A 24,186-nucleotide genomic window follows, 5' to 3' on the forward strand; every position below is an offset into this window, starting at 1 on the left:
GACTCGACGCGGTGCGCGCCAACGGCACGGTCAGAAGTCGCGGCCCGCACTCCGATGGGGTCCAGCTCCCGTCCAGTTCCCCAGCGTGTGCGCATGGCGATGCAATCCGGTCAGGGGCACGACCCCCGCCGAGCGGGTCGAGCGGCTGGAGGGGCTCGGCGCGTGGATCGGGCGGCACTCCGACGCCGTGTACGGCACGGTCCGCAGCGCCGTGAGGGGCGCGTGAGTGCGGGTCACCAGCGCTGGTTCGTTCTCACCCTCACGGTCGCAGGGCGCTCGGTCCGGTCACCCCGCACATCGGGGGCATCGGCCAGGTGGAGGAATGCCCGCCTTCCCGTCGGGTACGCGAGGGACGTCGTGCCCGGGACGGACGATGTCCCGGGTGACCCGTCCGCCACTACCTGGGATCTTCCATGGACATACCCTCGAACAACCACTCCGCGCCCCAGGCCGCCTCGCCGGCCCAGCGCGCGCTGACCGCGCTCGCCTTCGACACCGGCGACACCGCCGCGCTGGACACGCTCGCCGACAGCGACGTGCTGGTGCCCGTGCCGGACGACGCCGACGAGGCGGTCGTGAGCGATCCGACGGCCGTGGCGCTGCCCGTCATGGAACAGCCGGGCGGCGAGCAGATCGTGCCGGTCTTCACCTCGGAACCGGCGATGGCCGAACTGCTGCCCTACGTGTCGCGCTACCGCCTGGTCCCGCTGGGTGCCCTCGCCTCCCAGTGGCCGACCGACGGCGGCCTGTCCCTGACCATTGACGCCGGTTCCCCGCACGGTCTGACGCTCGACGCCCACGACGTGGGCACCCTGCTGGGACGGCACGACATCTGACCCCGAGGAGATCAGGAGAAGCAGCCCTGCGCGCGGGCCGGCCGGGGAACGGGCGGGGCGTCAGCCCTGCCGCAGCATGCGGGCCAGCACCTCGCGTTGCAGGGGCAGCACCTTGGCGTGCAGGTCGTGGCCCTTGCCGGTGAGGGTGACCCACACCCCGCGCCGGTCCTCCGCGCAGACCGACCGCTCCACCAGACCGTCCTTCTCCAGACGTCCGATCAGCCGGGACAGCGCGCTCTGGCTGAGGTGGACCTTCTCCGCGATGTTCTGCACCCGGCAGAGATCCCCGGCCTCCGTGGCCGCGGCCGTGCCCGAAGCGAGGACGTCGAGTACCTCGAAGTCGCTGGCACCGAGGCCGTGCGGGTGCAGTACACGGTCGATCTCGCACATCGTGCGGGCATGCACGGACAGGATGTCCCGCCACTGGTCCTCAAGCCGGACACCGGCCGTGTTCGCTGCCATGTCCGCACGGTAACAAAGGGCGGGCGGTCGCTGTACGCGCAACCGGTGCAGGCGCATCCACCGCGCCCGCGCTATGCGGTGGCGGTGTCCTGCAGGAGCCCGATGAGGTTCCCGTCCGCGTCCTTCACCGAGGCGATCAGCCGGCCGCCGCCCACGTCGTGGACGTCTTCCAGCGCCTCCCCACCGGTGTCGCCATCAGTGACCGAAGCGCGGGCTGACCCCGGCCGTCGTCGGCCGATCAGGCCGGGCGGAGCCAGATCGTGGCCAGTGGGGGCAGGGTGAGGCGGATGCCGGCCGGGCGTCCGTCGCAGGGCCGGGGCTCGGCCTTCACCGGATCGGGGTTCGTCACATCGCTTCCGCCGTAGCGGGCGGCGTCCGTGTTCAGCACCTCCCGCCACACCGGGACGTCCCCGGGCACCCCGAGGGGGTAGTCCTCGCGGACCACGGGACTGAAGTGGGAGACGGCCAGCAGGGGCGTGCCGTCCGCGTCGAGCCGCAGGAACGCGAAGACGTTGTCCTCGGCGGCGTCCCCGCGCACCCACTGGAAGCCGGACGGGTGGGTGTCGCGCTGCCAGAGGGCGGGGGTCCGGCGGTAGGTGGTGTTGAGGTCGCGGACGAGGTCGCGCACGCCCCGGTGGTCGGCTTCGGCGCCGTACGCCGGGTCGAGGAGCCACCAGTCGGGGCCGTGCGCCTCGGACCACTCCGCGCCCTGGGCGAACTCCTGCCCCATGAACAGGAGTTGCTTGCCGGGGTGGGCCCACATGAAGCCGAGATACGCGCGGTGGCCGGCCCGTCGCTGCCACCAGTCGCCCGGCATCTTCGACACCAGCGCCTGCTTCCCGTGCACCACTTCGTCGTGCGAGACGGGAAGGACGTAGTTCTCGCTGTACGCGTACACCATGGAGAACGTCATCTCGTTGTGGTGGTACTTGCGGTGCACCGGCTCGCGCTCGATGTAGCCCAGCGAGTCGTGCATCCAGCCCATGTTCCACTTCAGCCCGAAGCCCAGGCCACCGCTGTCGGTGGGGCGGGTCACGCCGTCCCAGGCCGTGGACTCCTCCGCGATGGTCACCACACCCGGCGCCCGCCGGTACACGGTCGCGTTCATCTCCTGCAGGAAGGCGACCGCGTCCAGGTCCTCGCGCCCGCCGAACACATTGGGAGCCCACTGGCCCGGCTCGCGCGAGTAGTCGAGGTAGAGCATCGACGCGACGGCGTCCACCCGCAGCCCGTCGATGTGGAACTCCTCGCACCAGTAGACGGCGTTCGCCACGAGGAAGTTGCGCACCTCCGTCCGGCCGAAGTCGAACTCGCACGTCCCCCAGTCCGGATGCTCGGCCCGTCGACTGTCCCCGGGTTCGTACAGGGGCTCCCCGTCGAAGCGGGCGAGCGCCCAGTCGTCCTTGGGGAAGTGCGCGGGCACCCAGTCCACGATCACCCCGATGCCGGCCCGGTGGAGCCTGTCGACGAGGTACCTGAAGTCGTCGGGGGTGCCGAGGCGGGCCGTCGGCGCGTAGAACCCGGTGACCTGGTAGCCCCAGGAGCCACTGAACGGGTGCTGGGCGACCGGCATGAGTTCGACGTGGGTGAAGCCGAGGTCGGAGACGTACCGCGGCAGTACGTCAGCGAGTTGACGGTAGGTCAGCCCGGGGCGCCAGGACGGCAGATGGATCTCGTAGACGGAGAAGGGGGCCTCGTGCACCGGGGTGTCCCCGCGCCCAGCCATCCACTCCTCATCGCCCCACTCGTAGTGGGAGGCCGTCACGACGGACGCCGTCGCGGGGGGCACCTCTGCCTGCCGTGCCATCGGGTCGGCCTTGAGGGAGCGGTGGCCGTGACGGGAGGTGATCTCGAACTTGTAGCGGGCGCCCTCGCCCACCCCTGGCAGGAACAGCTCCCAGACCCCGGACGAACCGAGGGACCTCATCGGGAACGCCGTCCCGTCCCAGCAGGAGAAGTCCCCGGCGACACGCACCCCTCGGGCGTTCGGTGCCCACACGGTGAAGCGGGTGCCGGTGACGCCCTGGTGGGTCATCGGCTCGGCCCCGAGCGCCTTCCACAGCTGCTCGTGCCGCCCCTCACGGATCAGATGCATATCCAGCTCACCGAGCGCGGGCAGGAAGCGGTAGGGGTCGTGGACCTCGTGGTCGGCGTCCTCGTACGACACGAACAGTGTGTACGCGGGGACGGCGTCGAGCGGCAGAACGACGGAGAACAGGCCGTCGCCCTCCGAGGCGAGGTAGGTGCGCTCACCGTCGATCACGACGCTCACGGCATGGGCGTACGGGCGCAGTGCCCGAACGGCGATCCCGTCCGGCATCGGGTGGGCGCCGAGCAGGGCGTGCGGGTCGTGGTGGGCGCCGGAGAGCAGACGCGCTCGGTCGGCGGGGGCCAGGGGAGGGGCGGCCTCGGTCAGCCGCGGGCCGCGCGGGGGCGGGCCGGCCGACTCGGGGGGAGTGGTGTCGCGCAGGGCCACGATGTCAGTCTCCTCTCACGGCGAGACGCTCGATCGCCGCCATCGGTACGGGGAGCCAGGCGGGGCGGTGCCGGGCCTCGTAGAGGACCTCGTACACGGCCCGGTCGGTCTCATAGGCGCGCAGCAGGCCGTGCTTCTTGCGCGGGTCCCAGCCGGCGCGGCCGGCATAGCCCGCGCAGTAGGCCTCCCGGCAGCGGCGTGCCCACTCCGGGCGCCAGGGGCGGCGCTGCCGGGCGGCGTAGTCGAAAGAGCGCAGCATCCCGGCGATGTCCCGCACCGGGGACTGGGTGCCGCACCGCTCGGCGAGCGGACGCGACGGCTCACCCTCGAAGTCGATCACGAACCACTCCCGGCCGGCGCGCAGTACCTGCCCCAGGTGCAGATCGCCGTGGACGCGTTGCGCGGGCGGCCCGACATCGCAGGAGAGGACGGCGCGGAAGGCGGTCCGCAGTCCCGGGACGAACGGCCGCAGCGCCGGTACACAGCGCGCGGCGGCGTCCAGTCGCTCGGTCATCGCCGCCGCCGTCCGCCCGTTCTCGTCATGGGCGCCCGCCGGGAAGGCCGACGCCAGCGCGAGGTGCACCTCCGCCGTGGCCTGCCCCAGCTCATGGGCCTGAGCCGTGAAGTCGTGGCCGGCGGCGAGCGCGCCGAGCGCCAGGGTCCAGCCGTCGGACGCGTCGGGCAGGAACGGCTGCAGCACACCGAGCGTCGCCGCGAACGGCTGGGTCGTCCGGAACCAGGCCACCGGAGCGGGCACCCGGCCGCACCCCTGCCCGGCCAGCGCGCCCGGCACCTCCAGGTCGGGGTTCACACCGGGCTGGATGCGACGGAAGACCTTCAGGATGTACTCGTCCCCGTACACCAGCGAGGAGTTGGACTGTTCGGCGTCCAGCAGCCGGGGGGCCAGTCCGGCCGGTATCCGCATGGTCGGGTCCGCCTCGAAGTGCAGGGGGCCTGCCGCTCCGGGGTGCCGCAGCCGCTCCAGGAGCAACTGGGCCGACCGGGGGTCGTACAGCGCGTCGTACACCGTCAGCCCCGCCAGCGGGCCTTCCTGTGCCTGCCCGAGGAGCGCCCGGGAAAGGCGCGGCGCCGGATGTTCACGGAGGCCGAGCAGCAACTGGTAGCAGTCGCCGGCCGGGTGGACGCCGCCGGGCGAGGACACACCGAAGGGGCCGGTGTGGCCCGGCTGACCTGTGTGCACGAGCAGGTGCAGACAGCCCGGGTACAGCTCCGTCATGGACAGCAGGCCGAGGTCCGTGACGGGCCGGTCCTTGCCGGCGAACCAGCGCTGCCGCGGCAGCCACTCGCGCAGCAGCCCGGCGAGCGAGGTCATGAGGCCGGCGGCGGCCCCGTCGCTGCTCGGCCGGAACAGTGCCGGTGCGGTCTTCGGCATGGTGACGCGTCCTTTCGCCGGCCCACGCTTCAACGCCCCAGGGCAGCGTGGGAGAGGACTCGGGAGAGCCGGAACCAGTAGAAGCCGTGGCCCGCGAGGGTGAGCAGATAGGGCAGTTCACCGATGGCGGGGAAGCCCACTTGGCCGATGAGTTCGACGGGGTGGCGTCCTTCGTAGGGGCGCAGGTCGAGTTCGGTGGGCTGCGGAAAGCGCGAGAAGTTGTGCACGCACAGCACCAGGTCGTCCCTGTGCTCCCGCAGATACGCCAGCACGGCGGGGTTGGACGAGGGCAGCTCGGTGTAGGTGCCGAGGCCGAACGCCGGGTTCTGCTTGCGGATCTCGATCATGCGGCGGGTCCAGTGCAGCAGCGACGACGGGGAGGACATCGACGCCTCGACGTTCGTCACCTGGTAGCCGTAGACCGGGTCCATGATCGTCGGCAGCGAGAGCCGTCCCGGATCGCAGGAGGAGAAGCCCGCGTTGCGGTCGGGTGTCCACTGCATGGGGGTGCGCACCGCGTCCCGGTCGCCGAGCCAGATGTTGTCGCCCATGCCGATCTCGTCGCCGTAGTAGAGGATCGGCGAGCCGGGCAGGGAGAGCAGCAGGGCCGTGAACAGTTCGATCTGGTTGCGGTCGTTGTCGAGGAGCGGGGCGAGGCGGCGCCTGATTCCGATGTTGGCGCGCATGCGCGGGTCCTTGGCGTACTCCGCGTACATGTAGTCGCGTTCTTCGTCGGTGACCATTTCGAGGGTGAGCTCGTCGTGGTTGCGCAGGAAGATGCCCCACTGGCAGTTCGACGGAATGGCCGGGGTCTTGGCGAGGATTTCCGAGACCGGGTAGCGGGACTCCCTGCGTACCGCCATGAAGATGCGCGGCATCACCGGGAAGTGGAACGCCATGTGGCATTCGTCGCCGCCGCTGGGGAAGTCGCCGAAGTAGTCGACGACGTCCTCCGGCCACTGGTTCGCCTCCGCCAGCAGCACCGTGTCCGGATACAGCGCATCGATCTCCCGGCGGACGCGTCTGAGGAACGCGTGCGTGGCCGGCAGATTCTCGCAGTTGGTTCCTTCCTCCTGGTACAGGTAGGGGACGGCGTCGAGGCGGAACCCGTCGATGCCGAGATCCAGCCAGAACCGCAGCGCGGCCAGCATTTCCTCCTGGACCGCCGGGTTCTCGTAGTTGAGGTCCGGTTGGTGGGCGAAGAAGCGGTGCCAGAAGTACTGCTTGCGGACGGGGTCGAAGGTCCAGTTGGAGACTTCGGTGTCGACGAAGATGATGCGGGCGTCCTGGTACTGCTTGTCGTCGTCGGCCCAGATGTAGTAGTCGCCGTAGGGGCCGTCGGGGTCGCTGCGGGACTCCTGGAACCACGGGTGCTGGTCGCTGGTGTGGTTCATGACGAAGTCGATGATGACGCGCATGCCGCGCTGGTGGGCGGCGTCGACGAATTCCACGAAGTCGGCGAGGTCGCCGAACTCGGGGAGGACGGCGGTGTGGTCGGAGACGTCGTAGCCGCCGTCGCGCAGTGGCGAGGTGAAGAAGGGCGGGAGCCAGATGCAGTCGATGCCCAGCCACTGCAGATGGTCGAGTTTGGCGGTCAGGCCCTTGAGGTCGCCGACGCCGTCGCCGTTGCTGTCCTGGAAGGAGCGGACGAGGACCTCGTAGAAGACGGCGCGTTTGAACCAGTCCGGGTCCCGGTCCTTCTGCGGCGTGTCCTCGAAGGTGTCCGGGATGGGTTTGTTCGTGGTCATGGCGTACCTGACCCTCCGGTCTGCGAGGAGGAGGACGGGCTCTCGGCGTGGAACTGGACGTGGAAGACGTGCGCGGGTGCCCGCCCGGGTTCCAGGCGCACGTAGTTCGTCCTCCCCCAGTGGTAGGCCCGGCCCGTCAGCTCGTCGCGCACAGGCATGTTCCCGTCCGGGCCCAGGCCGAGTTCCGCCATGTCGAGGCACACCCAGGCCTCCTGGGTGTGGTGGGGGTCGAGGTTGACGACGACCACGACCGCGTCCGAGCCCGCGCGTTTGCTGTACGCGATCACCGAGTCGTTGTCGGTGTGGTGGAAGCGCAGGTCGCGGAGCCCGTGCAGTGCGGGATGGCGCCGCCTGATCTCGTTGAGCGCGGTGATGAGGGGCGCGATGGTGCGTCCGTCTCGTTCGGCGGTGTCCCAGTCGCGTGGGCGGAGTTGGTACTTCTCCGAGTCGAGGTATTCCTCGCTGCCGGGTTTGAGGGGGGTGTTCTCGCACAGTTCGTAGCCGGAGTAGACGCCCCAGGTGGGGGAGAGGGTCGCGGCGAGTACGGCGCGCAGTTCGAAGGCCGGGCGTCCGCCGTCCTGGAGGAAGGCGTGGAGGATGTCGGGGGTGTTGACGAAGAAGTTGGGCCGCATGTAGCTCGCGGCCTCGCCGGCCAGTTCGGTGGCGTACTCGGTCAGTTCCTCCTTGGTGGTACGCCAGGTGAAGTAGGTGTAGGACTGCTGGAATCCGGCCGCGGCCAGGGTGTGCATCATCGCCGGGCGGGTGAACGCCTCGGCGAGGAAGATGACGTCCGGGTCGGTGCGGTTGATGTCGGCGATCACCTGTTCCCAGAAGACGACCGGTTTGGTGTGGGGGTTGTCGACGCGGAAGATCCGCACGCCGTGGTCCATCCAGTGCCGCAGTACCCGGGTGGTCTCGGTGATCAGGCCGGGCATGTCGGCGTCGAAGGCGATGGGGTAGATGTCCTGGTACTTCTTGGGCGGGTTCTCCGCGTGGGCGATGGTGCCGTCGGGGCGGTGGTGGAACCACTCGGGGTGTTTGTGTACCCAGGGGTGGTCGGGGGAGCACTGCAGGGCGAAGTCGAGGGCCACCTCCAGCCCCAGCGCGCGGGCTTCGGTGACGAAGTGGTCGAAGTCCTCGAGGGTGCCCAGGTGGGGGTGGACGGCGTCGTGGCCGCCCTCGGGTGAGCCGATCGCCCAGGGCACGCCCACGTCGTCGCCGGTGGGGGAGAGGGTGTTGTTGCGGCCCTTGCGGAAGGTGGTGCCGATGGGGTGGATCGGTGGCAGGTAGACCACGTCGAAGCCCATCCCCGCGATGGCGGGCAGGCGGCGGGCTGCGGTGCGGAAGGTGCCGTGGGGCTGTTCGGGGGTGCCCTCGGAGCGGGGGAAGAACTCGTACCAGGAGCCGAACAGGGCCCGTTCCCGCTCCACCAGCAGCGGCAACGGCTCGCTGGAGGTGACCAGCTCACGCAACGGGTGCACGGCCAGGACCTCGTCCACCTCCGGCACCGACGCCGCCGCCAGGCGATCAGCGACCGGCAGGGTGTCGTCGCGGAGCTTTTCGACAGCCGTCACGAGGGCGGCGTGCGGGGCGGCCTCCGGCACCCCGGCGGCGGCGCGCTCGTACAGCTCGGCGCCCTCCTCCAGGACGAGTCCGGGGTCGATGCCGGCCGGGATCTTGATGCGGGCCGTGTGGCGCCAGGTGGCGATCGGATCGCTCCAGGCCTCCACGCGGTAGGTCCACGGGCCCACCCCCGTGGGGGTGACGCGGGCGCCCCAGCGGTCGCTGCCGGGGGCGAGCTCGCGCATCGGCGTCCACGGGGCCGGGCGGCCCTCCGGGTCCTTGAGCACGACATTGGCCGCGACCACGCCATGCCCCTCCCGGAAGAGCGTCGCGGTGATCTCGAAGGTCTCGCCGACGACCGCCTTCGCGGGACGCCTGCCGCACTCGACGAGCGGGCGGACGTCCCTGATGGGGACGCGGCCTATGGCCGGGGCCGGGGTCGGGCTCATGGGTCTCACCTCCGCCGTGCTCGGGGCTCGGCACTACGCCGAGAAAGGGTGCTGAGCGGCTTCTACCGCCCTGCCTTGTAGCGCCGGCCCGGCGGGGGACCCCGTCTGGCCGCGCGGGTCTCGCGTGCCTGACCGGTCTCGTCCTTGAGGCAGCCGGTCTGGTCCTGTTTGAGATGTCCGTTCTGGTCCTGCTCGCGATGCCCCGTCCGCTCCTGCGGATAGGTGGGCAGGTTCGTCCGGAGATACCGCTCGGCCGCCGCCACGGCCTCGCGGGCGCAGCGCTCGCCCATCAGCACGCACAGTGTGTAGCCCGAGTCCTCGAAGTGCTCCCGGGCCGCGCGGTCCGCCGGGGACGCGAGCATCACGCGTTCCCACGCGCGGTAGCGCCGCAGATGCCTGGCCACCTCGTTCTTGGCGGGCAGCAACATGTGCTGATCACCTCCCGGCACTCTCGGCGGAACACGCTTCCCGGGGAGGTCGTGCACTGAGGAGCACCGACGCCTCACGGAGCCGATGCCTTCACTTATGGTGCACGGGTAACCACGCAACGTCTTGTTAGTTCTTCAACTACCCCATGAGTCGCTCGTGTTGCACGAATGGCGTAGCCCGCTCACTCTGGAGCTGACTCAGAAGTGATCGGTGCTCACGCTTCGCGCTCAAGAGGCGGGAGCCTCGCCGGTGAGGAGCCAACGACGATGAAGACCGCAGTGCCTCGCTACTACCACCTCGACGTGGAAGTCAGTCCGGAACGGGTCGGACGGGTCAGGCGCATCCTGGCCGCGCACCTCCGGTTCTGGGACCTGGAGACCCTCGTCGGGCCCGTCTGTCACAGCGCCGAACTGTTGTTGCGTGCGATCGAGGAGCACGCGACGGACAAGAACACCTCCATCGAGATGTGGTGGAACGGCCAGCACCTCATCGCCGCGGTGGGCGAGAACGACCGTGAGCTGCGCCCGGACCGGGAGCTGCGCTCCTGCCTGACCCGTATCGCCGCGCTGAGCGACGGCTGGGGCTGCTGCTCCACGGGCACCGGCGGCACGGTCATCTGGTTCACCCAGCGGGCGCCGGTCGACGACAGCGTGCCGCTGGTCCCGACGGTGCCCGAGCCGGCCCTGCGGGAGGTGCTGCAGGTACCCCGCGCGGTGCCTGTCGCCGTGCTCGCCGGCGCCCCCGGCGGCGACGAGGCCCCCGACCTGCGGGAAGACGCGCGGTGACCGTGCGGCCGAACAGGAAAGGGGTGCCCGTGTGGAGCGGGCACCCCTACCCGCTGGGTGCGGCCTTCGACGGCACCGGCACCAACTTCGCGCTGTTCAGCGAGGTTGCCGAACGCGTCGACCTGGTCCTCGTGGACGACGACGGCCGCCACCGCTCCGTCCCGCTGACCGAGGTCGACGGCTTCGTCTGGCACGGCCACCTCCCCGGCGTCGGCCCCGGTCAGCGCTACGGCTACCGCGTGCACGGCCCCTGGGATCCCGCCGCCGGACACCGCTGCGATCCGGCGAAGCTGCTGCTCGACCCGTACACCACGGCCGTGGACGGGCAGGTGGACAACCACCGTTCCCTCTACGAACCCGGTGCCGACAGCGCCGGGCACACCATGCTCGGCGTGGTCACCGACCCGTACTTCGACTGGGGGGACGACCGCCCGCCCCGCCGGGCGTACGCCGACACCGTCATCTACGAGGCCCACGTCCGCGGCCTGACCCGCACCCACCCCGAGGTCCCCGCCGAACTGCGCGGCACCTACGCCGGGTTGGCCCACCCCGCTGTCGTCGAGCACCTGACCTCGCTGGGCGTGACCGCGATCGAGCTGATGCCCGTGCACCAGTTCGTACAGGACGGTGTCCTCCAGGACCGGGGCCTCGCCAACTACTGGGGCTACAACACCATCGGCTTCTTCGCGCCCCACAACGCCTACGCCGCCCACGGCACCCGCGGCCAACAGGTCACCGACTTCAAGTCGATGGTCAAGGCGCTGCACGCGGCCGGCCTCGAAGTGATCCTGGACGTGGTCTACAACCACACCGCCGAGGGCAGCGAACAGGGCCCTACGTTCTCCTTCCGGGGCATCGACAACAGCTCGTACTACCGGCTGGTGGACGGCGACTGGGCGCACTACTACGACACCACGGGCACCGGCAACAGCCTGCTGATGCGGCACCCGTACGTCCTCCAGTTGATCATGGATTCGCTGCGGTACTGGGTCACCGAGATGCACGTCGACGGCTTCCGCTTCGACCTCGCGGCCACCCTGGCCCGGCAGTTCCACGAGGTCGACCGGCTCTCGGCGTTCTTCGACCTGATCCAGCAGGACCCGGTGATCAGCCGCGTCAAGCTGATCGCCGAGCCGTGGGACGTCGGCGAGGGCGGCTACCAGGTCGGCAACTTCCCGCCGCTGTGGTCGGAGTGGAACGGCAAGTACCGGGACGCCGTACGGGACTTCTGGCGCGGCAGCCCGCACACGCTCGGCGAGTTCGCCTCCCGGCTGACCGGCTCCTCCGACCTGTACGAACACAGCCGGCGCCGTCCGCGCGCCAGCGTCAACTTCGTGACCGCGCACGACGGTTTCACCCTGCGTGACCTGGTCTCGTACAACGACAAGCACAACGAGGCCAACGGGGAAGGCAACCGGGACGGCGAGAGCGTCAACCGCTCCTGGAACTGCGGAGCCGAAGGCCCCACCACCGACGCACCCGTCCTCGCGCTCCGCGCCCGCCAGCAGCGCAACCTCCTGGCCACACTGCTGTTGTCCCAGGGCATTCCGATGCTCTGCCACGGCGACGAGTCGGGCCGCACCCAGCGCGGCAACAACAACGCCTACTGCCAGGACAACGAGGTCTCCTGGCTCGACTGGCACCTGGACGACGAGCGGCGCGCCCTGCTGGCGTTCACCCGTGATCTCATCGCCCTGCGCGTGGCCCATCCCGTGCTGCGCCGCCGCCGTTTCTTCCGGGGTGACACGGCGACCCACGCGGACCAGCCGCTGCCCGACCTGGTCTGGCTGTCGCCGGACGCCCGGGAGATGACCGACGCCGCATGGGACCGCTCCGACGCCCACTCCGTGGCCGTCTTCCTCAACGGCGACGCCATCGCCGAACCCGACCCCTACGGCCACCCCGTCGTCGACGACTCCTTCCTGATCCTGCTGAACAGCCACTGGGAGCCGGTGGTCTTCCGGCTGCCCGGCACCGCGTACGGCGAACGCTGGACGACGCGGATCGACACGGCCGCCGAGCCGGACGGCGTCCCGGACGAGTCCGAGTGCAAGGCGGGCACGGAGATCACGGTCGAGGCCCGGGGGCTGGTGTTGCTGTCACGGCCCTCCCGGGCCCGCTGACCCTCCGCGGTTCCCCGTCGGCGGCGGTCAGCGTCCGCGGCGCGAGGTGATCGTGAACTGGGCGCCGTCCGGGTCGCGGAACACCGCCTCGTCCGCACTCTGCGCGAGGACCGTTCCGCCGTGGTGCTGGGCGGCCTCGGCGCGCGCCGCGACGTCGGAGACGGAGAAGTGGATCTGCCAGTGGGGGCGGATGGTGGGGTCGGGCGCGGCCTCCAGCGCACCGGAGCTGATCCGGGCCACGACCTCGCCCTCGCTGCGCAGGACGACCTCGTTCGCCTCGTAGTGGACCTCGCAGCAGCCGGGCTTCTCGGTGGCCCACTCCAGGACCTCGCCGTAGAAGATCGCCGCGTCCAGGGCGTCCCGGGTGTGGAGTCGGATGAAGGCGGGCGCGGCCCGGCGCCAGGTCTCCCAGTCGGTGAAGAGCTCGCCCTCCCAGATCCCGAACGAGGCCCCGTGGCGGTCCGCCAGCAGGGCGGCCCGTCCGGGCGGGAAGGACAGGGGACCGACCGCGACCGTGCCGCCGCGCTCCCTGGCCCGGGCCGCCGCCGCGTCCGCGTCGGACACGGCGAAGTAGGGGGTCCAGGCGACCGCCATCTGCCACAGGTTCGCCACCCCGGCGATCCCGGCGACGGGCACACCGTCGGCCAGGGCGATCCGGAAGTGGTCGCCGAGCTTGGCCGTGCGCCATCGCCAGCCCAGCACGGCCGCGTAGAAGTTCTCCGTGGCCGGCAGGTCCCGGCTGGTGAGGCTCACCCAGCAGGGGGCCCCGAAGACGGAGTGGGTGGAGACGACGTTCGCCGCGCCCCTGGGTTTCGTGTCGCTGTTCATGGCAGTCGCGTCCTGGTCTCGTTCGCCGGCACACCCCGGCCGCACTCCAGTGTCCAACGGGATCGGTGGCCGGTGCCCGTCGAGTACCCCCGCGTCGGCGCTCCGACGCCGGTGGCGACGCGATCTTCGGACGACCGTTCAGGTGATGACCGGGACCCGCGTGCCCTGCCGCTCCCGCGATCGTGGTGCTCCCGAGCGTGCGCGAGACCCCGCCCGTCAAGGGGGAGTGCCGACAGGGCCGGGCGCGAGACGAGAGACGGCCCGTGCCATCGCCGCAGCCGTCACCACCCCACCGACAGCCGGACCCCGACCGGGGGAGGCTCCGCCATCACGGCGATGCGCGACTCGACGGACGCTGTCCGCATGGACTTCGCCCAGGTCGGCCCGTGGGTGTTCTCCGGCATGGCCGTCGCCCTCGGCATCGCGTTCGACACACACGGCGCCTCACGCTCGGGGCCGGGTGGCGCGTCACGTCGAATCCCGCCGCACCAGCTCCGTCGGGAGGATCACCGTCGCCGGGTCCTCGACGCCGATCTGCGCCAGCAGGACCCGCACCATCTCGTTGCTGATGCGGTCGTAGGGCTGGCGGATCGTGGTGAGGGCGGGGACGGCCTCGGTCGCCGCGACGGAGTCGTCGAAGCCGCCCACGGACACGTCCTCGGGGACCCGGCGGCCCGCGCGGCGCAGCGCCGCCAGGGTGCCCTGCGCCATCAGGTGGTCGAGGGACAGACAGGGGTTGAGATCCTCCAACTCGACCAGGAGGAGATCCCCTTCCCCGGTGCGGCACGCGTCCACCCGCTGGATGCCGTGGTCCAGCGTGTCCCAGTCGACGAAGCGCCGGGCGAACCCCCGATCGGCCTCCGTGGCCATGGTACGGCTCCAGGACCCAGCGCCGGTCGGGGTCGGGCGCGTACGGGGCGTACTGGAAGGTGTCGTCGACGTAGTAGAAGGACACCTCGTGGCGGAAGTCGACGCGCGCTGGACGAGGACGTCGCTCCAGGTCAGGTCCGCCAGCTCGGCCCCGGTCACGAAGCGCAGGCCGATGGAGTCCGCGCCGGCCTTCGGCTTGACCGCGTACGAGGCGGTGTCGGGCAGCCACCCCAGGTCCTCGGGCCGGTCGACGGTGGGGACGACCGCGTACCCGGCCCGGGTCAGGTCCAGCAGGTACTGCTTGTCGACCATGTCGGCCCGGCCGGTCAGCGGGTTGTAGACGGGCGTGCCGAGGGCCGCCGCCCGCTCGCGGAAGGCGTCGTACTCCTTTCGGTAGTACAGGACGGGCCCGCTGTTGCGGACCACGACGGCATCGAAGCCCTCCATCAGGGCCGCCGCGTCCAGCGGGTGGCACAGGGCGATGTCGAAGTCCGCGCGCAGCCGCGAGGTGAGGAAGATGTCCTCGTCGCAGTAGCGCCGCCCCCGCGCCGGATAGACGAGGTCGGTGACGTACAGCAGGCGGGGGCGAACGGACACGGCCCTCCCTGGTCGGTGACGGCCAACTTAACCCGAGCCCGAGAGGTGTGGCTCGGACCCCTGCCAGGATGGGCCACCGAGGGCAGCGGACGGACCGACCTGGAGGCGGACATGGCGTGTGCGGCGGGCAGCACGGACTCACGGGGCACCGGACTCGGCCCACGGGCGTTCGTCGGGATCGGCGGGCACGGGCCCGAGGACGTGATCGCCGACGGACACGGGCGGGTGCTGACCGGCGTGGCGGACGGACGCGTCCTGCGCCTGGACGGTCTGGCTGAGCCGGGGCGGGCCCGGGTCGAGACGCTCGCCGACACCGGCGGCAGGCCACTGGGGCTCGAACTCCTCCCGGACGGCGACCTGTTGGTGTGCGACGCCGAGCGGGGACTGCTGCGGGTCACGATCGCCGACAACGCCGTGCGCGTGCTCGCCGACGAGGTGGGCGGTGAGCCGCTGCGGTTCTGCAGCAATGTCGTGGCACTCTCCGACGGGACCGTCTACTTCACGGTCTCCAGCCGCCGCTACCCGCTCGACCGATGGATCGGCGACCTCGTCGAACACACCGGCACCGGGCGGCTGCTGCGCCTCGCACCGGGGGAGGGGGCGCCCGAAGTGGTCCTGGAGGGGCTGCAGTTCGCCAATGGCCTCGCGCCCTCCGCCGACGAGTCGTTCCTCGTGGTCGCGGAGACCGGCGACCGCCGGCTCACCCGGGTCCACCTCACCGGGACGAGGGCGGGCACGAGCGAGCCCTTCGTCGAGGATCTGCCGGGCATGCCCGACAACATGTGGCGCGGCCCCGACGGACTGATCCGGGTGGCCCTAGCCGGACCCCGCGTCGGCGCCCTCGACCGCCTGCACCGTGCCGGTCCCGCCGTACGGCGCGCCGCGAGCCGGGTGGCGGTACGGGCCCCGTTCCGGCCCCTCGGCTTCGCCGGGGTCGTCACGGTCGACGACGAGGGGCACCTCGTGCACACCCTTGTCGACCACCGCTCCCGGTTCCGCATGGTCACCAGCGCCTGCGTCACCGACGGCCACCTGATCCTCGGCAGCCTGTGGGAACGCGGGGTCGCGGTGTACGGCTCCGTCGCACCACGTGAGCAGGGTAAGAGCTCGTCGTGAACCGTGTTCGCGTCCTCGTCGGGGAAGGAGTGGCGCGCCTCTGGCTCACCCTCCCACGTACGCGGCCTTCCTCCAGGAGATCCCGCACCCGGTGCGGTGCGGTGCGGTGCGGTGCGGTGAGGTGAGGTGAGGTGAGGGGCGGGGCGCGGTCCTCGGGGCCGACGGCCGCGCAGGCTCCGCTGTCGTTCGCGCGGGACGCTTACCCGGCTGTAGTACGACTGCTCCTGGCCGGGGCCGTCCGCGACGGCGCCCTGGCCGGCCGTACGTCGGTCGTATGCAGTCATGTCCTCGCCGAGTGGACTGGCGCCTTGACAGGCACCTCCCGTGACCCGCAGGATCGCCCCGTGAACCTGTCAGACAGCCAGACAGGTGGCTCGGCACCCCGGCGTATCAGCGCCATGGAAGCGGTGCTCACCCACCTCCGCGACGCCATCGAGCGCGGCGAGTACGCCATCGGCGACAAGCTCCCCTCGGAGGCGGAGCTCTGCCGTCAGCTCGAAGTGAGCCGTCCGGTGCTGCGCGAGGCGCTGCGCGCCCTTCAGGTGATGGGACTGACCCGGTCCCGCACCGGCAAGGGCACCTTCGTGATCGCGAACGCCGTCGACGACCCCACCTTCGGCGACTACGCGGCGAGCGACCTGCTCGAAGTGCGCCGGCACGTGGAGATCCCGGTCGCCGGGTACGCGGCGGTGCGCCGCACCCCGGAGAACCTGGACCAGCTGGCCCACCTCCTGGACCGGATGGAACGGGAGACCGACACGACCGCCTGGGTCGCGATGGACACGCTCTTCCATCTGGCCGTGGCGGAGGCCGCCCAGAACCCGGTGTTCCGCCGGGTGATCGAGGAGATCCGGGACGCGCTGGCCCGCCAGTCGGCCTTCCTCAACGAGCTGGGCGGCCGGCGCGAGCAGTCCAACCGCGAGCACCGGGCCATTGTCGAGGCGCTGATCGACGGTTGCGAGCACGACGCGGTGGAGGCCATGTCCCACCACCTCGACCGTGTCGAGACCACCCTCACCGACATCGTGCGATCCCCCCGCACGGACAGTTCCACGGAAGGCGGACGCGAGGCGTGAGCGAGCAGTCCCTCCGCAAGGACGCCACGGGCCACGCCGTACCGGCGCGGACCTCCGGTCACGTCGACACCGGAGACGTCGGCTACAGCAAGTCCCTGAAGTCCCGCCACGTCAACATGATCGCCATCGGCGGCGCGATCGGCACCGGCCTCCTCCTCGGCGCCGGCGGCCGTCCGGTCGGCGCCGGCCCGCCCCCCTTCCCGGGCGAGCTGACCCGGCAGAGCTGCCGGCTGCCCGACTCCCCGTGGACCGAGCTGGTGACCCTGCTCTTCCTGGCGTCGGTCCTCGCCCTGACGTACACGGACGGCGACGCCGGTCGCACGACCGTACTGGGCCTCCCCCTGATCACGTCGGCGCTGGTCGCGGGCTGGTTCGGCGTACGCCGCCGGGTCGCCCGGCAGTCGACCGGAGTGAAGAGGTGAACCGGGCGGTGACGGACGACCCCACGACCACCGGTGCCTCGGCGATCCCCGCGGCTCCGGTGGCCCCGGCCCCCGCGATCCGGGAACCGCTCCACGTCCCCGTCGCCCACCTCGTACGCGGAGGTGTCATCGAGGGCATCCACTACGGCTCCGTGGTGGCACTGGGCGCCCACGGGGAGGTGGACCTCCAACTCGGCGACATCGAGGCGGCGTTCTACCCCCGGTCCGCGCTCAAGCCGGTCCAGGCCGTGGCGATGCTGCGCGCCGGACTGCCCCTGGACGGCGCACTGCTGTCGCTGACCGCCGCGAGCCACTCCGGCGAGGAACGCCACCTCGCCGGAGCCCGGCAGATCCTGGAACTGGCCGGGGCCGGCGAGGACGACCTGCGCAACGTCACCGACATGCCGTACGACCCGGCCGTCCGGGACCAGTGGATACGTGAGGGGAGGCAGCCCTCCCGTCTCGCGCAGAACTGCTCCGGCAAGCACGCGGCCATGCTCTACACCTGCAGGCTCAACGGCTGGTCTCTCGACGACTACCTCGACCCCGCGCACCCTCTCCAACAGGCCATCGCCGAGATCGTCGAGGACCTCACCGGGCAGGCCGTCGCCCAGGTGACCGTCGACGGCTGCGGCGCCCCCCTCTTCTCCGTCTCCCTGCACGGCCTGGCCCGCGCCCTCACCCGGATCACCGCCGCCGCCGAGGGCACCCCCGAGCGCACGGTCGCCGACGCCATGCGCGAGCACGCCGAAATGGCGTCCGGCGCCGGGCGCGACGTGGCCGAGCTGATGCGGGCCGTGCCCGGACTGCTCACCAAGGACGGCTTCGAGGGCGTCCAGGCCGCCGCGCTCCCGGACGGCCGGGCCGTCGCCGTGAAGATCGCCGACGGTGCCGGCCGGGCCCGCGTCCCCGTCACCGCGGCGGCCCTCGCCCGCGCGGGCGTCGACCCGGCCGGCCTGGCCCGGTTCGCGGGCGCCCCACTGCTCGGCGGTGGCCACGTGGTCGGGCACGTCCGGCCGGTCCGGGCGCTCGACCCGCTCACGAACCTCACATCCGTGTGAACCCCTGACCCGCGCGATCTCGCCCCCTCCCGCAACCGTCCCGCGAAGGCGCGGCCCTCAAGCCGCACCCGACGCGGGCGGCCCGCCCGCACCCGCCTCGAAGAAGAGGACCCGTACCGCCATGACCGCCGCCGTCACCCGCAGCGAACAAGGTCTGCTCGGAGACCGTGCCGTCCCCGCCGACGCGTACGGGGGCGTCCACACCCTGCGCGCCACGGAGAACTTCCCCGTCATGGGCACCCCCGAGCTCCGCCTACCCCCATCTGGTCGACGCCCTCGCGGACGCCAAGGAGGCCGCCGCCGGCGCCAACGAGGAGCTCGGCCTGCTCACCTCCGAGAAGGCCGCGGCGATCATCGAAGCCCTGCCGGGAGATCCGCGACGGCAAGCCGCACGACCAGTTCGTCGTCGACGTGGTCCGGGGCGGCGCCGGTACCTCCACCAACATGAACGCCAACGAGGTCGTCGCCAACCGGGCGCTGGAGCTGCCGGAGGCCTTCGCCACCGGGCGGGGCGTGGCCGGACTCGTCCAGGACAAGGGCCTGTTGCCGGCCGAACGGCTCCGGGAACTGGTGAGGCCCGAGGCGCTCGCGGGCAGCGGCGCACCCCCCGGCCTGACGCGCCCAGAGCCGGCATACCCTCGATCTGACCCACTACTGACCTGCGACGACGCGCCAGGGCCGGCGCTGGAGGCACAATGGTGATCATGACAACGACGTCGTCCCTCACCTTCCAGCCGGTCCTGGAACGCATCGCCGAGGAGATCGAGCGGACCCCGGGACGCGGCAGGCCCGCCGACTACATACCGGCGCTCGCCGCCTGCGATCCACGCCGCTTCGGCATGGCCCTCGCAGAGCTCGACGGCACGGTGTATGGGGTGGGGGACTGGCAGGAGCCGTTCTCCACGCAGTCCATCACCAAGGTCTTCACCCTCGCCCTCGACCTGGCCCGGGAGGGCGACGCCCTGTGGGAGCACGTGGGCCGCGAGCCCTCCGGCAACCCCTTCAACTCCCTGGTGCAGCTGGAGTACGAAAGCGGCATCCCGCGCAACCCGTTCATCAACGCGGGTGCCCTCGTCGTCACCGACCGCCTCCACACCCGTACCGGTGACGCGGCCGGCGAACTGCTGTCCTTCCTCCGTTCCGAGAGCGGCAACCCGCACCTCGACTTCGACGCGCAGATCGCCGCCTCCGAGTCCGCCCACGGCGACCGCAACGCGGCCCTCGCCCACTTCATGGCGTCGTACGGCAACATCGACAACCCCGTACCGACCCTCCTCGACCAGTACTTCCGCCAGTGCTCCCTCACCGCCTCCTGCGCCGACCTCGCCCGCGCCACCACCTTCCTGGCCCGCCACGGCGTCCGCGCCGAGGGCACCCGTCTGCTGACCCGCAGCCAGGCCAAACAGGTCAACGCGGTCATGCTGACCTGCGGCACGTACGACGCGGCCGGCGAGTTCGCCTACCGCGTGGGCCTGCCCGGCAAGAGCGGTGTGGGCGGCGGCGTCATCGCCGTCGTACCCGGTCGCTGCACGCTGTGCGTGTGGAGTCCCGGCCTGGACGAACGGGGCAACTCGGTGGCGGGAGTGGCGGCCCTGGACCGGTTCACCACTCTGACGGGGCTGTCGGTCTTCTGACGAGGACCGATCACGCCACGCTTCGATCGCGGAGGCCACGGCCAGGCCCTGCTGGGGCACCGCAGGCTGCTGCCCTTCGCGTGAGGGCTGTACGCGCTGCTGTGCGCCAGCGTCGTCTGGCTGTGCCGCGACGACGCGTCCGGCATCGGTGGGCATCGGTGGCTGCCGCGCAGCGAGACGCACGGGTGGATCACGCTCGGCCTGCCGCTGTGGCTGCCCATCGGTCAACCGCGGGCGAGCCGAGCGCCCTTGAACCGCAGCGCCAACGCCACGGCCGCCGCACCGAGGCCCGCCGCGCCCGTGATCGCGCCCGCCGCCGGCCAGCCGGGTCCGGCGGCCCGCTCCTTCTCCTCGCGGACGGGCGCCGGCGACTCGGGACCCGCCTGAGGCGCCGCCGCAGGGCGCGGCGGCACGAGCGAACCGACGGCGTCGACGCGCCCCGCGGCCCGGAAACCCCAGTCGAGGAGCGACCGCGCCTCCTCGTAGACGGCGAAGCCGCCGCCCGCCCGGGGCCGCATCACCGTCACGACGAGGGTGCGGCCGTCCCGCTCGGCGGCGGCGATCAGGGTGTTGCCCGCGTTGCTCGTGTAGCCGTTCTTGATGCCGATCAGCCCGGGATAGCGGGCGACACCGGTGCCGGTGAGCAGCCGGTTGGTGTTCTGGATGTCGTACGCCCACCCGCCCGCCGGGAACTTCGCGGTGACCGTGGCGCAGTACTCGGCGAACTCCGCGTTGCGCAGCCCGGCCCGCCCGAACACCGCCAGGTCGTACGCGGACGACACCTGGCCGGGCGCGTCGTAGCCGTCGGGCGAGACGACACGGGTGTCGCGGGCACCCAGGGCGCGGGCCTTGTCCTGCATCCGCTCGGCGGTGGTCCGCCAGCCGCCGTTGAGGGCGGCCAGGACGCGCACGGCGTCGTTGCCCGAGCTGAGGAAGACCCCGCGCCACAGGTCGGCCACACGGTAGGTGCGGTTCTCCTCGACACCCACCAGGCTGCTTCCGGCGCCGATGCCCTCCAGCTCCTCACGCTCGACGGTGTGCCGGAGACCCGCCGGGAGAGTCGGCAGCACGGTGAGCGCGAACAGGGTCTTCAGTGTGCTCGCGGGTGGCAGTCTGCGGTGCGCGTTGTGCGCGGCGAGCACCTCGCCGCTGCGGACGTCGGCCACCAGCCACGACGTCGCGGAGACGTCCCGGGGCACCCGGGGCGCCCCGGCCCGTGGCCGCACCTGTGTCCCCGGCCGGTACAGCGACGGTGGCTCCTGCGCGGCCTTGGCGTCCTGCGCGCCCGCCTCGACCGAGAGGCGGGCGCCCTCGGGACTCGACGCGATGGCCGGGGCGCCGACCGCACAGACGGCCGAGCAGCAGACGGCGGAGCAGTAGACGGCGACGCGCGAAACACGGGTAGCGCGGGATGGGGATCCGATGGTCATACCGTAAACGTAGAAACGGTCGTGCCGTGGACCGGGCTGCCAGGGCCGAGCGAGCGGATCGGGCACCCGGATGCCTCAGTCCGCCCCGGCAGCGTGGGCCGCACCTGCCGCAGGAAGGCCGCGTTGTCCGGTGTGGCGCGCATCCGCTCCAGCAGTGTTTCGAGGTTGGCCTGTCCCTCGCGCGAGCGCAGGGCCCGCCGCAGTCCCCGTACGGCCGTCAACTGGGCCGGAGTCAGGAGGATTTCCTCCCTGCGGGTGCCGGACGGGGTGTCTACGAGGGCTCTCCGGCGCCCTGCGATGCACGGCACCAGACCACGCGACCTCATCGGGAGCTCATAGCGCAAGGACCCCTAAGCTGACGTGATGTTCACCCCGCAAGGCCCCAGCCTCCGCGAACTCGCCGTTCAGGCACTCTCGTCCGTCGAACGCGGCTATGACCTGCTCGCGCCGAAGTTCGACCAAACCCCGTTCCGTACGCCGGACACGATCCTCGACGCGGTCGAAGCGGCCCTGGCGGCGATGGGCCCGTTCGGGCACGGGCTGGACCTCTGCTGCGGCACCGGTGCCGGGGTGGAGGTGCTGCGCGAGGTGTGTCGGGAGAGCGTCACCGGCCTCGACATCAGCGCGGGGATGCTGGCGGTGGCGAGGGGCCAGGTGGGGGCCGACGGCCCAGGCTCCGAGGGTCGCCGTGCCATCGGCACGGACACCGGAGGGCCTCGTGTCTCCTGGGTGCGCGGGGACGCCCTCGCCCTGCCCTTCGGGCCCGCCTTCGACCTGGCCGTGAGCTTCGGCGCGTTCGGCCACTTCCTGCCGGACGAACTGCCGGGCCTGTTCGCCGAGGTGCACTCCGTGCTGCGGCCCGGCGGACGCTTCGCGTTCCCGCTGCCCGCGCCCGCCCCGCCGAACTCCCCCTGGTACTGGGCGGCGCTCGGCTTCGACACGGCGATGCGGGTGCGCAACGCGCTCTGGCGACCGCCGTTCGTCATGTACTACCGCCCGTTCCGGCTCGGCGTCGTACGGCGTGAGCTGGAACGGGCCGGGTTCGACGTGGACCTGTTCGCGCTGCCCGAGTTCGGGCGGCGGACCGATGGCAGCCCGCGGTGCCGCATGGTCGTGGCCACCCGCCCGGAGGTCGCGGAGCCGGACGTCGACGGGCCCAGGCCGTAGCCGACCCGACCGGCCGGGCCGTGCTCACAGTGCGCTGTGCAGCGCCTCGACGAGCGACATCGCGCGCGGGTCGTCGGCGATGTGCGGGCCCATGCGGTTCATGACGTGGCCGAGAAAGACGCCCGCCTCCGGATCGGCGAGACCGCAGGAACCGCCGAAGCCGTCGTGGCCGAAGCCTCTCGGGTCGGGCCCGTACGAGCCGTGCGGGCCGCCCAGCCAAGCCTGAGCCCGATCTCCGTGTCCCGGCCCAACCCGCGCCGAGCACCAGGTCACGGCCGCAGACCTGACCCTCACGGACCCGCTCGGCCGCCTCAGGCGACAGCACCCGCCGTCCGCCCCAGGTAGGGCGCGGAGCGAGGATCCCGTACAGCGAGGCGACCGCGCGGGCGGTGCCGTGGCCGTTGGCCACCGGGATCTCGGCGACCCGCCACTCGGCGGTGTCCGCCTCGGTGGTTGGCGAGGGCGGCGGCCTGTTCACTGGTCGCGACCGGCGGATGCACGAGCTCGGCCGCTCGCGACGCCTCCGAGACAGGCAGCCCGGTGCTGAAGCCGATCCCGAGCGGCCCGGCGACCTCCCGCGCCGGCAACGCGCCCGGCAGCAGCCCCCACACCCGCCGGACCACCTCGCCGACGAGGAAACCGAACGACATCGCGTGGTATCCGGCCTGTGCGGCGGGCTCCCACCAGGGCTCCTGCGCCGCGAGCCGCTCGGCCGTCAGTTCCCAGCGGCCTCCTCAGAGCCGCGAGGCCAGCCAGCGCAGCTTGACCGCCTCCTGGAAGGGGCCACCGCCCTCGTGGTCGTTGAAGTCGTAGACCTCGATGCGCTTGTCGGACTCGGCCCATGCGTTGAAGGCCGCGAAGACCGTGGAGGGTGGGCAGGTCTGGTCCTCCAGGGCCACCGAGAACAGGGCGGCGGCCCGGGCGCGCGCGGCGAAGTGCACGCCGTCGAAGTAGGCGAGGGTGCGCCCGACCTGTTCGGTGCGACCGCGGTGCGTCTTGAGGTACTTGCCGATCTCGCGGTACGGATCGCGGTCGGTGATGGTGGTGGAGCGCGGGAAGTCGCACAGGAAGGGCACGTCGGGCGCGACCGCGACCAGGTCGGGGACGAGTCCGCCGACCGCGACGGAGATGCCGCCGCCCTGGCTGGAGCCGACGACGGCCGTACGTGCGGCGTCGGTCAGCGGGTGCGAGCGGGCGGCTTCCACCGCGCGTACGGCATCCGTGTAGACCCGGCGGTAGTAGTAGTTCTCGGGGGCGTCAAGGCCCCGGGTCATGAAACCGGGGAAGGCGGGCGCGCCGCCCACCGGGTCGGGGGTGTCGCCACCTCCGCCCCAGGCGCTGCCCTGGCCCCGGGTGTCCATGACGAAGTGCGCATACCCCGCCGACGCCCACAACAGGTGGGTGTGGGCCAGGCCGCGGCCACCGCCGTAGCCGATGAACTCCACGACGGTGGGCAGCGGTTCGGTCGTCCCCTTCGGCAGGACCAGCCAGCCCTTGACCGGGTGTCCGCCGAACCCGGAGAAGGTGACGTCGTGCACCTCGACCGTCTTCAGGTGGGTCTCAACCGGTTCGAAACGGGCGTCGAGGTCGTGCTCGCGGGCCTCCTTGAGGGTCTTCGTCCAGAAGGAGTCGAAGTCCTCGGGCTCGGTCGAAGCGCTTCGATAACCATAAAGCTCGCCCAACGGCAGGTCGAACAGGGCCATGAAGGACCACCTTTTGAG

The 24,186-nt window shown here is 71.7% G+C and carries 20 protein-coding genes and 6 pseudogenes; 11 read left to right on the forward strand and 15 right to left on the reverse strand.

The genetic code is table 11. The annotated features are described in order from the left end of the window. The first annotated feature begins 85 nt into the window (after nucleotides 1–85). Both WBG99_RS32910 and WBG99_RS32915 read left to right on the forward strand, forming a co-directional pair. Entirely contained in the window at nucleotides 86–226 is a 141-nt protein-coding gene (locus tag WBG99_RS32910) for a hypothetical protein (protein WP_338900610.1), read from the forward strand. Between the two features lie 187 nt (nucleotides 227–413). Beyond that, the gene (locus tag WBG99_RS32915) at nucleotides 414–836 is read left to right on the forward strand and encodes an SseB family protein (RefSeq protein ID WP_338899843.1); all 423 of its coding nucleotides are present in this window, start codon (nucleotides 414–416) and stop codon (nucleotides 834–836) included. A 60-nt stretch (nucleotides 837–896) separates the two neighbouring features. Here WBG99_RS32915 and WBG99_RS32920 read toward each other — a convergent pair whose 3' ends face one another. From WBG99_RS32920 to WBG99_RS32950, 7 genes and pseudogenes are all read right to left on the reverse strand, one after another. Then, nucleotides 897–1,298 carry a MarR family transcriptional regulator gene (locus WBG99_RS32920; protein WP_338899844.1) on the reverse strand — a complete coding sequence of 134 codons (402 nt, stop codon included), beginning with the start codon at nucleotides 1,296–1,298 and terminating at the stop codon, nucleotides 897–899. A gap of 71 nt (nucleotides 1,299–1,369) precedes the next feature. Then, nucleotides 1,370–1,486: pseudogene (locus WBG99_RS32925) on the reverse strand (glyoxalase); the annotation flags it as partial. A 50-nt stretch (nucleotides 1,487–1,536) separates the two neighbouring features. After that, nucleotides 1,537–3,774, reverse strand: coding sequence for a 1,4-alpha-glucan branching enzyme (gene glgB, locus WBG99_RS32930; protein ID WP_338899845.1), 2,238 nt, complete (start codon nucleotides 3,772–3,774; stop codon nucleotides 1,537–1,539). Between the two features lie 4 nt (nucleotides 3,775–3,778). After that, the gene (locus WBG99_RS32935; protein WP_338899846.1) at nucleotides 3,779–5,167 is read right to left on the reverse strand and encodes a maltokinase; all 1,389 of its coding nucleotides are present in this window, start codon (nucleotides 5,165–5,167) and stop codon (nucleotides 3,779–3,781) included. A 29-nt stretch (nucleotides 5,168–5,196) separates the two neighbouring features. Beyond that, nucleotides 5,197–6,915 carry a maltose alpha-D-glucosyltransferase gene (gene treS / locus WBG99_RS32940; RefSeq protein WP_338899848.1) on the reverse strand — a complete coding sequence of 573 codons (1,719 nt, stop codon included), beginning with the start codon at nucleotides 6,913–6,915 and terminating at the stop codon, nucleotides 5,197–5,199. After that, a complete protein-coding gene (locus WBG99_RS32945; protein ID WP_338899849.1) occupies nucleotides 6,912–8,927 on the reverse strand; it encodes an alpha-1,4-glucan--maltose-1-phosphate maltosyltransferase in 2,016 nt (671 codons plus the stop codon). Before WBG99_RS32945 ends, treS begins: the two co-directional genes overlap by 4 nt. Before the next feature lie 62 nt (nucleotides 8,928–8,989). Continuing rightward, nucleotides 8,990–9,355 (reverse strand): DUF5133 domain-containing protein, encoded by a 366-nt coding sequence (locus WBG99_RS32950; RefSeq protein WP_338899850.1) that lies wholly within the window; start codon nucleotides 9,353–9,355, stop codon nucleotides 8,990–8,992. A 267-nt stretch (nucleotides 9,356–9,622) separates the two neighbouring features. Here WBG99_RS32950 and WBG99_RS32955 point away from each other — a divergent pair, with 267 nt between their 5' ends. Then, nucleotides 9,623–10,141, forward strand: coding sequence for a pep a2 (locus WBG99_RS32955; RefSeq protein WP_338899851.1), 519 nt, complete (start codon nucleotides 9,623–9,625; stop codon nucleotides 10,139–10,141). 23 nt (nucleotides 10,142–10,164) lie between these two features. Further along, nucleotides 10,165–12,264: a glycogen debranching protein GlgX gene (gene glgX, locus WBG99_RS32960; protein WP_338900569.1), complete on the forward strand. Its 2,100-nt coding sequence runs from the start codon at nucleotides 10,165–10,167 to the stop codon at nucleotides 12,262–12,264. A gap of 27 nt (nucleotides 12,265–12,291) precedes the next feature. Here the strand turns inward: glgX and WBG99_RS32965 are convergent, their stop codons facing one another. The 3 genes and pseudogenes from WBG99_RS32965 to WBG99_RS32975 all read right to left on the reverse strand — a co-directional run bounded on the left by WBG99_RS32965 (nucleotide 12,292) and on the right by WBG99_RS32975 (nucleotide 14,559). Beyond that, nucleotides 12,292–13,092, reverse strand: a complete 801-nt coding sequence (locus tag WBG99_RS32965) for a VOC family protein (protein WP_338899852.1) — start codon at nucleotides 13,090–13,092, stop codon at nucleotides 12,292–12,294. Between the two features lie 281 nt (nucleotides 13,093–13,373). Continuing rightward, entirely contained in the window at nucleotides 13,374–13,526 is a 153-nt protein-coding gene (locus WBG99_RS32970) for a hypothetical protein (RefSeq protein ID WP_338899853.1), read from the reverse strand. Between the two features lie 34 nt (nucleotides 13,527–13,560). Next, a pseudogene (locus tag WBG99_RS32975) lies at nucleotides 13,561–14,559 on the reverse strand (substrate-binding domain-containing protein). A gap of 111 nt (nucleotides 14,560–14,670) precedes the next feature. On the opposite strand from WBG99_RS32975, the gene WBG99_RS32980 reads away from it, so the two are divergent. The 4 genes and pseudogenes from WBG99_RS32980 (at nucleotide 14,671) to WBG99_RS32995 (ending at nucleotide 18,234) form a co-directional block, all read left to right on the forward strand. Continuing rightward, nucleotides 14,671–15,675: an SMP-30/gluconolactonase/LRE family protein gene (locus WBG99_RS32980; RefSeq protein ID WP_338900570.1), complete on the forward strand. Its 1,005-nt coding sequence runs from the start codon at nucleotides 14,671–14,673 to the stop codon at nucleotides 15,673–15,675. Nucleotides 15,676–16,019: 344 nt separating this feature from the next. Beyond that, nucleotides 16,020–16,751, forward strand: a complete 732-nt coding sequence (locus tag WBG99_RS32985) for a FadR/GntR family transcriptional regulator (RefSeq protein ID WP_338899855.1) — start codon at nucleotides 16,020–16,022, stop codon at nucleotides 16,749–16,751. A 203-nt stretch (nucleotides 16,752–16,954) separates the two neighbouring features. Continuing rightward, a pseudogene (locus WBG99_RS32990) lies at nucleotides 16,955–17,173 on the forward strand (L-asparagine permease); the annotation flags it as partial. Between the two features lie 8 nt (nucleotides 17,174–17,181). After that, nucleotides 17,182–18,234 (forward strand): asparaginase, encoded by a 1,053-nt coding sequence (locus tag WBG99_RS32995; RefSeq protein WP_338899856.1) that lies wholly within the window; start codon nucleotides 17,182–17,184, stop codon nucleotides 18,232–18,234. Between the two features lie 57 nt (nucleotides 18,235–18,291). On the opposite strand, the gene WBG99_RS33000 is transcribed toward WBG99_RS32995, so the two are convergent. Continuing rightward, a complete protein-coding gene (locus WBG99_RS33000) occupies nucleotides 18,292–18,468 on the reverse strand; it encodes a hypothetical protein (RefSeq protein WP_338900611.1) in 177 nt (58 codons plus the stop codon). Between WBG99_RS33000 and WBG99_RS33005 the strand changes: the two are divergent. Then, nucleotides 18,389–18,720, forward strand: a pseudogene (locus WBG99_RS33005) (lyase family protein); the annotation flags it as partial. The gene WBG99_RS33000 and the pseudogene WBG99_RS33005 overlap by 80 nt on opposite strands. A gap of 209 nt (nucleotides 18,721–18,929) precedes the next feature. Then, nucleotides 18,930–19,868, forward strand: a complete 939-nt coding sequence (locus WBG99_RS33010) for a glutaminase (protein ID WP_338899857.1) — start codon at nucleotides 18,930–18,932, stop codon at nucleotides 19,866–19,868. A gap of 224 nt (nucleotides 19,869–20,092) precedes the next feature. Here the strand turns inward: WBG99_RS33010 and WBG99_RS33015 are convergent, their stop codons facing one another. Then, a complete protein-coding gene (locus WBG99_RS33015) occupies nucleotides 20,093–21,298 on the reverse strand; it encodes a serine hydrolase (RefSeq protein WP_338899859.1) in 1,206 nt (401 codons plus the stop codon). Nucleotides 21,299–21,384: 86 nt separating this feature from the next. After that, nucleotides 21,385–21,564 (reverse strand): annotated as a pseudogene (locus WBG99_RS33020) (transcription termination factor Rho); the annotation flags it as partial. 97 nt (nucleotides 21,565–21,661) lie between these two features. On the opposite strand from WBG99_RS33020, the gene WBG99_RS33025 reads away from it, so the two are divergent. After that, nucleotides 21,662–22,465, forward strand: a complete 804-nt coding sequence (locus tag WBG99_RS33025; RefSeq protein ID WP_338899861.1) for a methyltransferase domain-containing protein — start codon at nucleotides 21,662–21,664, stop codon at nucleotides 22,463–22,465. A gap of 24 nt (nucleotides 22,466–22,489) precedes the next feature. Here the strand turns inward: WBG99_RS33025 and WBG99_RS33030 are convergent. Further along, nucleotides 22,490–23,190, reverse strand: a pseudogene (locus tag WBG99_RS33030) (serine hydrolase domain-containing protein); the annotation flags it as partial. 9 nt (nucleotides 23,191–23,199) lie between these two features. After that, nucleotides 23,200–24,168 (reverse strand): acetylxylan esterase, encoded by a 969-nt coding sequence (locus WBG99_RS33035; RefSeq protein ID WP_338899862.1) that lies wholly within the window; start codon nucleotides 24,166–24,168, stop codon nucleotides 23,200–23,202. Nucleotides 24,169–24,186: the final 18 nt, after the last annotated feature.

The sequence above is a fragment of the Streptomyces sp. TG1A-60 genome (assembly GCF_037201975.1).
Lineage (GTDB): Bacteria > Actinomycetota > Actinomycetes > Streptomycetales > Streptomycetaceae > Streptomyces.